This is a genomic window from Methylobacterium endophyticum (assembly GCF_050591105.1).
Classification (GTDB): domain Bacteria; phylum Pseudomonadota; class Alphaproteobacteria; order Rhizobiales; family Beijerinckiaceae; genus Methylobacterium.
Genome location: NZ_JBNHES010000007.1, coordinates 175,176 through 187,982 on the forward strand (window position 1 = coordinate 175,176; position 12,807 = coordinate 187,982).

The 12,807-nt window shown below is 67.2% G+C and carries 11 protein-coding genes and 1 pseudogene; 11 read left to right on the forward strand and 1 reads right to left on the reverse strand.

Translation table 11 applies throughout. The features are described 5' to 3' along the window. Positions 1-163 precede the first annotated feature (163 nt). From ACP56T_RS10615 to ACP56T_RS10635, 5 genes are all read left to right on the forward strand, one after another. The gene (locus tag ACP56T_RS10615) at positions 164-1,519 is read left to right on the forward strand and encodes a tyrosine-type recombinase/integrase (protein WP_430912111.1); all 1,356 of its coding nucleotides are present in this window, start codon (positions 164-166) and stop codon (positions 1,517-1,519) included. Then, positions 1,516-3,357 carry a hypothetical protein gene (locus ACP56T_RS10620; protein WP_430912112.1) on the forward strand — a complete coding sequence of 614 codons (1,842 nt, stop codon included), beginning with the start codon at positions 1,516-1,518 and terminating at the stop codon, positions 3,355-3,357. Before ACP56T_RS10615 ends, ACP56T_RS10620 begins: the two co-directional genes overlap by 4 nt. Next, entirely contained in the window at positions 3,354-5,519 is a 2,166-nt protein-coding gene (locus ACP56T_RS10625) for a hypothetical protein (protein WP_012112821.1), read from the forward strand. Before ACP56T_RS10620 ends, ACP56T_RS10625 begins: the two co-directional genes overlap by 4 nt. Beyond that, a complete protein-coding gene (locus ACP56T_RS10630) occupies positions 5,516-5,956 on the forward strand; it encodes a hypothetical protein (protein ID WP_012112820.1) in 441 nt (146 codons plus the stop codon). The genes ACP56T_RS10625 and ACP56T_RS10630 overlap by 4 nt, the downstream gene beginning before the upstream one ends. A 216-nt stretch (positions 5,957-6,172) precedes the next feature. Beyond that, positions 6,173-7,099, forward strand: a complete 927-nt coding sequence (locus ACP56T_RS10635; protein WP_012112819.1) for an ArdC family protein — start codon at positions 6,173-6,175, stop codon at positions 7,097-7,099. A gap of 16 nt (positions 7,100-7,115) precedes the next feature. Here the strand turns inward: ACP56T_RS10635 and ACP56T_RS10640 are convergent, their stop codons facing one another. Beyond that, positions 7,116-7,544 (reverse strand): MerR family transcriptional regulator, encoded by a 429-nt coding sequence (locus ACP56T_RS10640; RefSeq protein WP_012112818.1) that lies wholly within the window; start codon positions 7,542-7,544, stop codon positions 7,116-7,118. Positions 7,545-7,660: 116 nt separating this feature from the next. Between ACP56T_RS10640 and ACP56T_RS10645 the strand changes: the two genes are divergently transcribed. The 6 genes and pseudogenes from ACP56T_RS10645 to ACP56T_RS10670 form a co-directional block, all read left to right on the forward strand. Then, the gene (locus ACP56T_RS10645; protein ID WP_231771510.1) at positions 7,661-8,056 is read left to right on the forward strand and encodes a mercuric transporter MerT family protein; all 396 of its coding nucleotides are present in this window, start codon (positions 7,661-7,663) and stop codon (positions 8,054-8,056) included. A 21-nt stretch (positions 8,057-8,077) separates the two neighbouring features. Continuing rightward, on the forward strand, positions 8,078-8,374 hold the full coding sequence (locus ACP56T_RS10650) for a heavy-metal-associated domain-containing protein (RefSeq protein ID WP_012112816.1): 297 nt from the start codon (positions 8,078-8,080) through the stop codon (positions 8,372-8,374). A gap of 1 nt (position 8,375) precedes the next feature. After that, positions 8,376-8,624 (forward strand): hypothetical protein, encoded by a 249-nt coding sequence (locus ACP56T_RS10655; protein ID WP_036742955.1) that lies wholly within the window; start codon positions 8,376-8,378, stop codon positions 8,622-8,624. Beyond that, positions 8,621-10,924 carry a bifunctional organomercurial lyase/mercury(II) reductase MerBA gene (gene merBA, locus ACP56T_RS10660; protein WP_012112815.1) on the forward strand — a complete coding sequence of 768 codons (2,304 nt, stop codon included), beginning with the start codon at positions 8,621-8,623 and terminating at the stop codon, positions 10,922-10,924. Before ACP56T_RS10655 ends, merBA begins: the two co-directional genes overlap by 4 nt. After that, a complete protein-coding gene (locus ACP56T_RS10665) occupies positions 10,909-12,318 on the forward strand; it encodes a dihydrolipoyl dehydrogenase family protein (RefSeq protein WP_246670937.1) in 1,410 nt (469 codons plus the stop codon). Before merBA ends, ACP56T_RS10665 begins: the two co-directional genes overlap by 16 nt. 235 nt (positions 12,319-12,553) lie before the next feature. Beyond that, positions 12,554-12,769: pseudogene (locus ACP56T_RS10670) on the forward strand (zincin-like metallopeptidase domain-containing protein); the annotation flags it as partial. Between the last annotated feature and the right edge of the window lie 38 nt (positions 12,770-12,807).

Consider the following 12,807-nt stretch of genomic DNA (forward strand, 5'->3'; position numbering starts at 1 on the left):
CCTGCACCCCTGCCACGCGGCGAGCGGGAGAGCGCGAGGGGAACCCCTCGCATTCTAAACAATGAAGTTGCGCCGAAGGCGCTCCGCTTGGGTATCGTGCGTGCATTTGTATTTTACCGATCTTGACACTATTTCGCGTCCGCTTTTCCTTGATGACCTTGCAGTGAGCCTCGCGCCCGGTGCGCTCGACGCGGTCGAGCGCACCGGGCTGATTCACGGCATGCCGTTCATCCTGATGGATGACGGCAGCTACGATCTCGCTCTCAACCGGTTCTTTCGTGCCTGTCCTGCTATGGGAGCGCGATCGCCGAACACGTGGCGCTCCTACGCCCGCGACATTCTCGTCTGGGCGCGCTTTCTTGTCGAACGGCGCGGCGGCAAGACGGTCTGGCAGGCCGGCCGCGACGATGTCCTGGCCTTTCACCGGGCGCGTCGGCTGTCGGCAGCTCCCTACCGCATCTCGGCTGCGAGCTGGAACCGGAGCGTTGCCGCGCTCGACAAGCTCTATCGCTGGGCTGTCGAGGAAGGAATCATTGCGATCTCGCCCTTCAGCTACGGCGCCACCCTTCGCAGGGCCGGCGGTAGCCGCGCAGTGCTCGCTGTGACGACGAACCGTGCCCGCGAGCGCGCCGCGCGGCGCCACGATACCCGTTACATCGATCTTGGCCGCTACCTGCTGTTCCGCGAGGTGGGATTGCGCGGCCGGCTTCCCGACGGCTCGGAGGACGCGACGTGGCGCGGCCGCAACGGCGAGCGCAATGCGTTGTTTGCCGAGCTTCTCGTCACGACCGGCCTGCGGCTGACAGAGGCCGGCAGTCTGCTGCTGAGTGAGCTGCCGCGCCTGACCGATCCCGAATCGCGCTCGGTGCCGTTCGATCTCCCCGGTCCGATCGCCAAGGGCGGACGACCACGGCGCATCCGCGTTCCCCGCCGGGTACTGAGATTGATCGGCGACTATGTCGATCTCGAGCGCACGGTCTCTGCCGCGCGCTCAGAGCCTTCGGTGTCCGATCCGCTCTGGCTGATGCTGGAGGACGGGAAGGCAACAGACGCGGCGGGCAAGCGTGTCCGGCTCGACCGTCTGACGCTGGGCGAACGCCGCCGCGTGCTGGTCGGCACGCCCGGCCAGGCGCAGCATGCCTTGCTCTGGCTGACTGAAGGCGGCAAGCCCGTGCCCTCGGCGACTTGGGAAGCTGCCTTTCGGCGGGCCTGCACCCGCTGCCGCCGTTTCGGCATCGAGGTCGAGGTGACGCCACACACGCTGCGGCACACCTTCGCCGTCAACATGCTCTCCATGCTGATCCGCGAGCAGATCGGATCCGTGTTCGATCCGCAGGACCAGCACGGCGCAGCCTATCGGCGGATTCTCGGCGATCCTCTGCAGAAGCTCCAGCACCTGCTGGGGCATGCGAGTATCACCAGCACCTACATCTATCTCGACAGCCTCGCCGAGGCGCAGGAGCTGGTCGAGGCCGCCGCGGATCTCTGGGCCGAAGACACGGCTGGCGGCGCGGCATGACCGCCGCGGCGGCTCCATCGGTGCGGCGGCCGGGTCGCCGCGCCCTCTTTCCCGAGGCGCTGCCCGATCCCGAGGGCGAGGCCGCCGCTGCGATCGCATCGCTGCGCTTTACCGTCACGCTGGCGGATCGCAGCAAGACGATCGACCTGACGATGCTCGCCGGCCGCAAGGCATTGGCGCGGACCTTTGCCGGCGCGCTCTGGCGCGCCTGCCAGGTCGGTGGTCCGGCCGGCTCGATCTCGACGGCCTACGCCTATGCCAATGCGCTCAAGACATTTTGGCGCTATCTCGATTCCGCCGGATCGCACGTCGCCCGTCTCTCCGACGTCAGTGCCGTCTGCATCGACGGCTTCGATTCCTGGATGGAGGGGAGGGGCCTGCATCCCAATCACCGCCTGCACCGCATGAGCAAGGTGCTCAACCTGCTGCGGCTTGCCGAGGCCGCGGAGCCCAGCCACCTGCCGCCCGATGCCTCACGCCGGCTGATGTACACGAGCGATCGGCCCGGCGTGCGCGCCAGGCCGCGCGATGCCTATGGCGATGATGTCGCCGCGGCATTGCGGAAGGCGGCGCGCACCGATCTCGCCGCCATCATCCGCCGCTTGGGCGAGGCCGATCGTATTCCGGCGGTCGAGGATTCCGATCGGAGCAAGGCGCTGGCAGCAACCCACAAACAGGTAATGGAAGTGATCGACGCGGAAGGCGTCATCGGGCACAGGCACCCTCTCTTCAAGCGACTCTACACGCTCCGCCGCGAGAGTGGCCTGCCGAACGATCGCCTGATCCACGATCTGCATGGCCGCCGGCATCTCATCGCCGCCGATCTCGTGCCGCTCATCGTGCTTATCTCGCTCGACACCGGCATGGAGATCGAAGCGATCAAGGGCTTGCGAGCGGACTGCCTGAAGAACCCGGCGGGCGGCTATGTCGAGATCGAGTATTGCAAGCGTCGGGCGCGCGGCGCCGAGTGGAAGCGGCTGCGTGTGCGCGACGGCGGTTCCTCGACGCCGGGCGGCTTGATCCGCAAGGCGCTGCAGTGGACCGGTCCGGCGAGAAGCCGGCTCGGCGCCGACACGCTCTGGGCGCACTGTGCCTGGGGCCGCCTGACCCCTCGGGTGCTCAGCATGAAGGAGCTCGCGGCTTCATGGACGCGCCGGCACGGCATCCTTGATGAGCGGGGCCAACGCCTTCGCCTCAATCTGACGCGCCTGCGCAAGACGCATAAGGCGGCATGGTACCGGCGCACGGGCGGCCAGCTCGACCGCTTCGCCGTCGGCCACACTGTCGCGGTCGCGGCCGACCACTACGCCGACATTCCCGCGCTTCGTCATCTGCACGAGGCGACAATTGCCGACGCCATGACCGATGCGCTCGACGCCGCGTTCCCCCCCTGTGTCCTGTCGTCGGAGGAGGAAGCGGCCGTCCAGACCGATCCCGACAAGGCGACCGGCCTTCCCGTTGTCGGCGCCGCCGCGGTCAAGGCGCTGTTCGGCGGCGAGCAGGACGTCTGGCTCGCCAGTTGCGGCGGCTTCTACAACAGCCCGTTCGGCTCGGAGGGAGAGGCCTGTCCGTCCCCCTTCTGGGGGTGTCTCGAATGCAGCAATGCCGTGGTCACCGCCCGCAAGGTGCCCGCGCTCCTGGCCTTCCTCAACTTCATCCGGGCGCAGCGGCAGGTGCTGAGCGAAGCCGACTGGATCGCCAAGTTCGGCCGGGTTCACGGACGCATCGCCGAACAGATTCTGCCCCGGTTCGCCGACGCCGAGATCGAGGAAGCCCGTCGGATTGGGTCATCGGACCCCGCGCTCCTCTACCTGCCGCCCGAAGCGAGAGCGCCATGATGCCGGCACCGATCAAGCTGCCGCAGCACGCGTCGCTGCCTTCGGCCATTTATGGCAACGACGAGCCCGTGCTTGCCGGCGTGGCGGTCAGGGACGATGCCGACCGCACGCGACTTCCGCGCTTCGGTGACGATCTTTGGGACCTGGGCGCCGCCATTTTCCGGGTGAACGCCCGCTACAGCAATTACCGGCTGAACCTCGCCCGCATCGCCGATCCCGTCACGCGGCGGCTGGCGAAGGAGTACGTGATCGCCCGCCTGCGCATCCATGTGCCGGGATATCGGGCGCCCTGCGGCGCGACCTCGGCGATCCGCCTGCTGCGCTACATCCAGCATTTCGCCGCGTTCCTCCGCGCAAGGACTGGCGCCGTCGATCTCAGCCGGATCGATCAGGCGCTGCTCGACGCCTATCTGGCGTATGCCCGTGACGGCGGACGGCGAACGCCTCACGAGACGGTGAAGTATGTCGAGGTGCCGATCGACCTGCATCACCTGGCGCCATGGCTAACCGGCGGCGGCATCGGTTTCCTGCCGTGGCGTGGACGTGCGGCGCACCGCGTTGCCGGCCGGCCGCCAGCGCCCGCCGAGAACGCCACGCCGCGCATTCCCGAGCCGGTCATCGGCGCCATGCTGCGCTGGGCGCTCAAGTATGTCGAGGTCTATGCGCCCGATATCCTCGCGGCGCGGGCCGAGCTTGACGCTCTCGAAGCCCGCTGCGCCCGATTGATGGCGCGGGACGCGCGGGCCGGACGGGCCGTGGCCAAGAACTATCGCGCCCGCGTGGCCAAGTGGCTCGACGTGCGCCGGGCCATGGGCCGAGGCGTGCCGATCTGGGAGCACGCGCCCAATGTGGCCCGCCGCATCGACCCGCTCACCGGCGAAGAGACCCCGCCCTACAATCTCCATCTGATGCGCCTTCACGCCGGCGCTCCGCAGAGCGGCCGCATCAGCCAGTCCGAGCCGACTGCACGACTGATCGAGAAGGCAGCCGCCGAGCTCGGAACCGAGATCGGCGGGCTCGATACGCCGATCTCGATCGATCCGGACACCGGACTGCCATGGCGCGAGCGCTTCGACGGCCTCAGCCTCGCCCGCGAAGAACGGATGTTGCAGGGCGCCTGCTATCTCGTCTGCGCCTACCTCACCGGCATGCGCGACAGCGAGGTGCAGGCGATGCAGCCGGGTTGCGTGTCGCCGGTGCGCAGCGCCGACGGCCTGGTCGAGCGGTACCGGCTGCGCAGCACGGTGTACAAGCGCCATGGCGCGCGCGGCGTCACGGCCGACTGGATCACGATCGAGCCCGTCGCTCGCGCCGTCGCGGTGATGGAGGTTCTCTCGGCACGCAATCGCCGAGAGAAGGAACTGTCATCCTTGTGGGTGGCGCTGAAGGACTGGCCCTGGAGCAACGATCATCTCGGGATGGGTGCAACGCCGACACTCAACCTTTTCCGCGAGGGCCTCGACACGCGCTCGGAGGCCGCGCCGGCGATTCCGCGCATCGGCGACGAGCCTTGGAAGTTTACGACCCGGCAGCTCCGACGCACGATCGCCTGGTACATCGCCAACCGGCCGTTCGGCACGGTCGCCGGCAAGATCCAGTACAAGCACGCCTCGGTCGCCATGTTCGAAGGCTATGCCGGATCGGCGCAGGCCGACTTCCGCTTGGCGATCGAGCGCGAACGTGCACTCGGCCAGCTCGACGACATTGTCGCCCATTACGAGGCCTATCTTCGCCGTGAAGGCCCGGCGGGACCGGGTGCTGCGCGACTGCGACGCGAGTTCGGCCGCGTGCAGGAGGAACTTGGCGATCTTCCCGGCCGGATCTTGGACCGCAAGCGGCTGCGCACCATGGTTGCCCATCTCGGGCGGACCCTGCATGTCGGTTTCCTCAACGACTGCCTGTTCGATGCAGCGACCGCGCTCTGCCTCACCGGCGCGCCAGATGCCGAGCGGACGGCGCCGGCCCTATCGCGCTGCAGCCCCGACCGGTGCCCGAACGCCTGCCTGACCGCCCGGCACCGCGAACCGTGGCAGGCCTCGATCGTCGAGGGCGAAGCGCTTCTGGCCGACCGGCGTCTATCGCCGCTGCAGCGCACGGCGATCCTGCGGGACAACGAGCGCAAGTGCCGGCTGATCGCGCCTCTCATGGACGGTGACGCATGACCGCGCTCGGGCCGAAGAGCCAAGCGGCGCTAAGGGCTGCCATGAAGCGGTTGCTCGACGGCCGCCCTGAACGCACCGACGGGGCGCTGACCGTCGCCAACCTGGCGCGCGAGGCCGGCGTCAGCCGAGCGACGGCGAACCGGGCCGGCGATCTTCTCGCCGAGCTCCGCGCGGCCGAAGCCCGCCTGCGGCGATCGTCGCCCAGGGCCCTCAAGGAACGCATCCATGCTCTGGAAGCGGAACTACGCGCCGTGCGTGGTGCCGAGATGGCGGAGCTGCGGGCGCTCACCCGGACGCTCGCGCAGCACATCCAGATGCTGACGTTGCAGCTCGCCGAGCGAGATGCCGTCATCGAAGGTCTGCGAGCGGAGCTGTCTCGATCCGTGGACGCCAGGGTCGTCCCGTTGCGGCGTCCGCCTCTGGACGGCACCGGCTGACAGCCGCGCTTCATCCTGACCGGTCCAGGCGCCGCTCGCCGGTCATGGCTGCCTCCCGTGCTCGCCCGTCGAAGCAGGGCTCGGGTTGTGGCAGACGCTGCCGGCCCATCAACCCTGTTCCGCACCAGCACCGAGAACAGGGTGTGACGGCCCGGCTTCCCGCGTCTGCCCCTGCCGCCTCGCCCTCGACGGAGAGGGCGAACACAGGAGGCAGCCATGACCACCGATCGCACACCCCAGCCCCGGAACGACATCTACGAGCGTGTCACCAGCCAGATCATCGCCGCCATCGAGGCCGGCGCCGACCAGTACCGGATGCCCTGGCACCACGACGGATCGGCCATCACTACGCCCGTCAACGTCGCCTCGCGCAAGGCCTATCGTGGCGTCAACGTCATCGCACTCTGGGCCGCCGCGCACGCCGCCGGCTTTCCCGCCGGCATCTGGGGCACCTATCGCCAGTGGCAGGCGCTCGGCGCCCAGGTCCGCAAGGGCGAGCGCGGGCACCTCGTCGTGTTCTGGAAGACCGTCGATCGCCACGGCAAGGCAGACGTACAGGACGGCGACGAGGATCGCGACGAGCCCGCCCGGCGCATGTTCGCCCGCGGCTACACGGTCTTCAACTGCGCGCAGGTCGACGGCTACACGCCGCCCGAGATACCGGTGCTACCCGAGGCCGAGCGCATCGAGCGGGCCGAACGGTTCTGCGCAGCGCTCGGCATCGACATCCGCCACGGCGGATCGCAGGCCTGTTACCGCCCATCCACCGACCACGTGCAGATGCCCGACTTCGCCTGCTTCCGCGATGCCGCAGCCTATTACGCCGTGCTGCTCCACGAATGCGGGCACGCCTCCGGCGCCAGGCATCGCCTCGACCGTGATCTCTCCGGACGGTTCGGCTCGGCCGCCTATGCTATGGAGGAATGCACGGTCGAGCTCCTGAGCGCCATGATCTGCGCCGACCTCCATCTCAGCGTCGAGCCGCGGCCCGACCACGCCAGCTATATCGCCTCCTGGCTCGAGGTGCTTCGCTCCGACAAGCGCGCGATCTTCACCGCCGCAGCCAAGGCGCAGCAGATCGCCGACTGGCTGCACGCCCAGCAGGGCAACGCTTGCCGGAACGACGTCAGGGGCGCCGCATAGGCGCTCCTCGACCCGATCAGTTGACAGTTCGCTCCCGGAACAGCGCCTCAATCAGCGGACATTCCGGCCGCGTGCCGTCGGCGCATTGCGCGACGACGTCCTTGAGCACCCGCTCCATGCGCTTCAGGTCAGCGATCTTCGCCCGCACATCGTCGAGATGCGCGGCGGCGACCGCGCTTGCCTCGGCGCAGGGCTGGTCGCGTTCGTCGACCAGGCGCAACAGCTCGCGGATTTCGTCGAGTGAGAAGCCGAGCTCGCGTGCCCGCAGCACAAAGCGAAGGCGCCGCTCGTGCGTCGTGTCGTAGCTGCGGTAGCCGGCCGCCGTGCGCGGTGGCTCGGGCAGGAGCCCGACCTTCTCGTAGTAGCGCACAGTCTCCAGATTGCTGCCCGTCCGCCGGGCGAGCTCAGCCCGCTGCAGGCCCTTCACGCCAGCGTGATCGCGCATCGCAAAAATCCCTCTTGACCCTGTAGTTGCTACAGACCGCATGGTACTGCGCAATGAGGATTTCGGCAAGGAAAGCGAGATCGGACATGGATATATCGCGACCCAGCACGGCGGGCATGACGTCCGCCACGACCGACGTGCTCGCGTCGGACCGAGCCGAAGTCGGACGGCAGCGCCTGGTCGCCGTCGGCGGCATTCTCGGCGCGCTTGCCGCCTCCTCGTGCTGCATCGTCCCGCTCATCCTGTTTAGCCTAGGCATTGGTGGCGCCTGGATCGGCAATCTGACGGCGCTCGCGCCCTACAAGCCGCTCTTCGTCGCCGGGACGACGGGCGTTCTCGGCTACGGCTTCTATCTCGTCTACTGGAAGCCGAGGCGGGCCTGCGCCGAGGATGCTGCCTGCGCGCGCCCGATCCCCAGCCGCATTGTCCAGATCGCGCTCTGGTTTGCGACGGTGCTCGTCGCGGCCGCCTTCGCATTCGACTACGTCGCCCCGCTGCTGCTTTCCGCCTGACACCAAGAGGAGACCCGTCCCATGAAGAAGAGTTTGAGTGCTCTTGCTTTGATCATGTCGGTGATGACCGCGCCTGCCGTGTTCGCTACCGAACGCACAGTCACCTTCGCCATCGACAACATGACCTGCGCCTCCTGCCCCTACATCGTGAAGACCTCGATGGCGGCGGTCCCCGGGGTCTCGACGGTGGCCGTCTCGTTCGAAGCCAAGACCGCGACCGTGACCTTCGACGACGCGCAGACGACCCCGGATGCCATCGCGGCCGCCAGCATGAATGCCGGCTATCCGGCCCGCCCGACGCAGGAGCAAGGCAGTTGACATGCATGACCGCGCCCTGATCCGCACCGGCGCCGCAGGCGCCATTGTCGTTGCGATCTGCTGCGCGGCGCCACTCCTTGCCGTGCCCCCGCCGCTGGCCGGCCTCGGCGCGTGGTTGACGGGTTCGGGTCTGGTCGTGCTTTCCCTGATCGCCGCGGGCCTCGGGCTTGTCGCCTGCGGCATCCATCATCGCCGTGCAAAGGTCGTCTGTTCCAACACGAAGATTCTGAATGAAGGCCTGAAGCCATGAACGATTGCTGCACATCCTCCGCGTCCCGCGACAAGGCGACGGTTTCTACATCCGCAACGGTGCCGAGCTTGGCCGTGCGGCCGGGTGTGACGTTTCCGGACTGGTCGGTGGTTTCGTCACCCGTGGTGAAGGAGGCCCTGCTGGCCATGGTCGGCTCCGACCATGTGCTCAACCGCTGGAGCGGCTACGAGGCGGCCACGGATCGCGTGCGCGTTGCGTTGCTACAGCTCTACGCCGAACACGGGCGAGCCCCGACCCCAAGCGCGCTTGCCAAGCGTGCGGGGCTGAGCGAGGAAGCCGTCCGTGCGCTGCTCGAAGAGCTCCGCCGTCGCGACCTCGTCGTACTCGATGGCGACATGATTGTCGGCGCGTATCCCTTCACCGACCGCGACACCGGCCACCGGGTCACACTGGACGGACGCACTCTTACTGCGATGTGCGCGGTCGACGCGCTCGGCATCGGCGCTATGACCGACCAAGACATCTCGATCGTCTCGCGCTGCCGCCACTGCGGCGCGCCGGTCCGGATCACCACGCAGGAACGGGGCCGGGCTCTGGCCGACGTTGAGCCGACGACGGCCGTCGTATGGCTCAGCGTCCATTACGAAGGCGGATGCGCTGCGAACTCGCTGTGCACTGCAACATCCTTCTTCTGTTCCGACGATCACCTCGCCGCGTGGCGCCGGCAGCGTCCTGCAGACGAGCCGGGATTCCGGCTGTCGATCGAGGAAGCTCTCGAAGCAGGTCGGGCGATCTTCGGGCCCAGCCTTGCCGGAATCGGCACAATCGCCGGCCACGGCAACAACGCGGCCGAGACACAAGGTGAGCCTCAATCGTCGGGCGATACGGCATCGCCGGACAGGCCCGTGACGCATCGGCGCCTTGGCACGAATGGCCGCAACAATGGTTCCTACGACCTTGCCATCATCGGCGCCGGCTCGGCCGGCTTCTCGGCCGCGATCACGGCAGCCGATCAGGGCGCCCAGGTGGCCCTCATCGGCAGCGGCACCATCGGCGGCACCTGCGTCAATATCGGTTGCGTGCCGTCGAAGACGCTGATCCGCGCCGCCGAGACGCTCCACAATGCCCGAGCCGCGGCACGTTTCGCCGGCATCACGGCCGAGGCCGAACTGACCGACTGGGGCGGAACCGTCCGTCAGAAGGACGCGCTGGTTTCGGAGCTACGTCAGGCCAAGTACGCCGACCTGCTCCCGGCTTACAACGGCATCGCCTATCGCGAAGGGCCGGCGCGCATCGTGGACGGCGGCGTCCAGGTGGACGGCACGTTTGTCTCAGCCGGCAAGATCATCATCGCGACCGGCGCGCGACCGGCCGTCCCTGTCATCCCAGGCATCGAGACCGTGCCATACCTGACGAGCACGACGGCGCTTGATCTCGAGGCGCTGCCCCGATCTCTGCTCGTGATCGGCGGCGGCTATATCGGGGCCGAACTCGCCCAGATGTTCGCCCGCGCCGGCGTCGAGGTGACGCTGGTGTGCCGCTCGCGTCTCCTTCCGGAGGCCGAACCCGAGATCGGCACGGCGCTGACGGGGTATTTCATGGACGAGAGCATCGCGGTGATTTCCGGCATCACGTACCGGACGATCCGCAAGACCGCGGACGGTGTTGCACTCACTGTCCATCGCGACGGCAAGGACGTCACGATCGACGCCGATCAGGTGCTCGTGGCGACGGGCCGCGCGCCCAATATCGAAGGTCTCGGGCTCGCCGAGCATGGGATCGCTCTCTCGCCGAAGGGCGGCATCTTCGTCGATGACCGCATGCGCACGACAAGATCGGGCGTGTACGCTGCCGGCGACGTCACCGGTCACGATCAGTTCGTCTACATGGCCGCCTACGGTGCCAAGCTCGCGGCGAAGAACGCCCTCAACGGCGACAGCCTGCGCTACGACAACAGTGCCATGCCGGCCATCGTCTTCACCGATCCGCAGGTGGCGAGCGTCGGGCTGACAGAGGCGGCTGCGCGGACCGCCGGCCACGCCGTCCGTGTCTCCACGATCGGTCTCGACCAGGTGCCGCGCGCGATTGCCGCCCGAGACACACGCGGGCTCATCAAGCTCGTCGCCGACGCTGGCAGCGGCCGGCTGCTCGGGGCGCATATCCTCGCACCGGAGGGAGCCGACAGCATCCAGACGGCGGCCCTGGCAATCCGGCACGGCCTCACCGTCGACGACCTCGCGGATACGCTCTTTCCGTATCTCACCACCGTTGAGGGCCTGAAGCTCGCGGCTCTTGCCTTCGACAAGGACGTGGCGAAGCTCTCATGCTGCGCCGGCTGAGCCGTGAAGGCTCGGATGTCGAACGTGACAATGTTGGAGGAGATCTAGTGGCGAAGAGATATGACCTTGCGATCATCGGCACGGGAACGGCTGCGATCGTAACAGCACACAGGGTTCGTGCGGCTGGCTGGAGCGTCGCCGTCGCGGACTTCCGGCCCTTCGGGGGCACCTGCGCCTTGCGCGGTTGCGATCCGAAGAAGATGATGGTCGGCGGCGCCGAGGCGGCTGATCACGCCTGGCGCATGAGCGGACGTGGAATCGAAGGGGACGCGACGCTCGATTGGACGGGACTGATGGCCTTCAAGCGCAGCTTCACCGATCCGGTACCGCAGAAGCGTGAGAAAGCCTTTGCCGACAAAGGGATTCACGCCTTCCACGGTCACGTTCGCTTTATCGGCCCGAATGCGCTCGAGTTCGGAGGAGAGAGGATCGAGGCGGACCGTATCGTGATCGCCGCCGGCGCCGAGGCCGTGCCGCTCGGCATTCCGGGCGAGCAGCACCTGATCACCAATGAAGGCTTCCTGGAACTGGAGAGCCTGCCTGAACGCATCGTCCTTGTCGGCGGCGGTTATATCGCGGCCGAGTTTTCGCACATCGCGGCGCGCGCCGGAGCACAGGTCACAATTCTTCAGCACGGGAAGCGAATGCTCAAGCAATTCGACCCCGATCTCGTCGGCTGGCTGATGGACAAGTTCAGCGAGCGCGGCATCAATGTCCGCACACAGGCAGGGGTGACCGCCATTGAGAAGGTATCAGACGGCTATCGCGTCCGGGCGGACTGTCCTGACGGCGAACTCGATATGGACGCAGATCTGGTCGTCCATGCCGCGGGTCGGGCGCCGGCGCTCGCGACGCTCGATCTCGATGCCGGGAGCGTAAAGCACCATAACGGGCGGCTGGCGTTGAACGGATTTTTGCAAAGCGTCTCCAACCCCGCGGTCTACGCAGCAGGTGATGCCGCCGGCCTAGGACCGCCGCTCACTCCGGTATCAAGCCATGACGCGAAGGTAGTCTCGGCGAACCTGCTCAACGGCAACACGGTCAGGCCTGAATACACAGGCGTTCCGAGTGTCGCCTTCACCATCCCGCCGATCGCAGCCGTCGGCATGAGCGAAGCCAAGGCGCGTGAGAAAGGCCTGAACGTTCGCGTAAAGACCGAGCGCGTGGACGGCTGGTTCACCGCACGCCAGCAGGCCGAGACGGTGTATGGCTTCAAAACGTTGGTCGACGCGGACACTGACCGCATCCTCGGCGCCCATCTTGTCGGTCCGCACGCTGACGAAGTGATCAACATCTTTGCACTGGCGATCAGGCAAGGGCTGACGGCAGAGCAGTTGAAGACCACCATGTTCGCATATCCCAGCGGCGCGTCAGATATCGGCGAGATGCTTTGAGCGTAAGTGAGGTGGTCGACCGGTACGGCCGCGGAGCAGTCTGCACGAAAGAAATCCCTTCACCAGTCGCATTCGGTTCGCTGAGCAGTCGTAAAAACCACGAACCGCAATGCGAAGAGCAGCCCTCCAGATACTCCCGAGTGTCTCACCCGTTCTAAAACCGCGCAACGCCGCCAGATCGGCTGGTTTCGGCTGATGAAAGTCCGCTGAGACAGCTTGACTGTTCAGATAACGGGCCGAGATCAATGCGGCCTTCTGCTGCGCGTCTCTCGGCATCGTACCGACCGTCCGCCATGCCGACTATATCGGCGCCTGGCTCGAGGTGCTGCGCGAGGACAATCGCGCCATCGTCCGCGCCGCCTCCCAGGCCAGCAAGGCGGCCGATTGGCTGCTCGGCTTCCTGCCGGATGCGGATGTCGGCATGGCCGGCCACGGACGGGAAGCGGCGTGATGGACACACATGGTGAAATCGGCCCACGCAAGGCTTAA

What these genes read in the sequence shown, in the direction of transcription:
- ACP56T_RS10620 (WP_430912112.1), top strand. Translation starts at nt 1,516, where the DNA reads ATGACCGCCGCGGCGGCTCCATCGGTGCGGCGGCCGGGTCGCCGCGCC.
- ACP56T_RS10625 (WP_012112821.1), top strand. Translation starts at nt 3,354, where the DNA reads ATGATGCCGGCACCGATCAAGCTGCCGCAGCACGCGTCGCTGCCTTCG.
- ACP56T_RS10630 (WP_012112820.1), top strand. Translation starts at nt 5,516, where the DNA reads ATGACCGCGCTCGGGCCGAAGAGCCAAGCGGCGCTAAGGGCTGCCATG.
- ACP56T_RS10635 (WP_012112819.1), top strand. Translation starts at nt 6,173, where the DNA reads ATGACCACCGATCGCACACCCCAGCCCCGGAACGACATCTACGAGCGT.
- ACP56T_RS10640 (WP_012112818.1), bottom strand. Translation starts at nt 7,544, where the DNA reads ATGCGCGATCACGCTGGCGTGAAGGGCCTGCAGCGGGCTGAGCTCGCC.
- ACP56T_RS10645 (WP_231771510.1), top strand. Translation starts at nt 7,661, where the DNA reads ATGACGTCCGCCACGACCGACGTGCTCGCGTCGGACCGAGCCGAAGTC.
- ACP56T_RS10650 (WP_012112816.1), top strand. Translation starts at nt 8,078, where the DNA reads ATGAAGAAGAGTTTGAGTGCTCTTGCTTTGATCATGTCGGTGATGACC.
- ACP56T_RS10655 (WP_036742955.1), top strand. Translation starts at nt 8,376, where the DNA reads ATGCATGACCGCGCCCTGATCCGCACCGGCGCCGCAGGCGCCATTGTC.
- merBA (WP_012112815.1), top strand. Translation starts at nt 8,621, where the DNA reads ATGAACGATTGCTGCACATCCTCCGCGTCCCGCGACAAGGCGACGGTT.
- ACP56T_RS10665 (WP_246670937.1), top strand. Translation starts at nt 10,909, where the DNA reads ATGCTGCGCCGGCTGAGCCGTGAAGGCTCGGATGTCGAACGTGACAAT.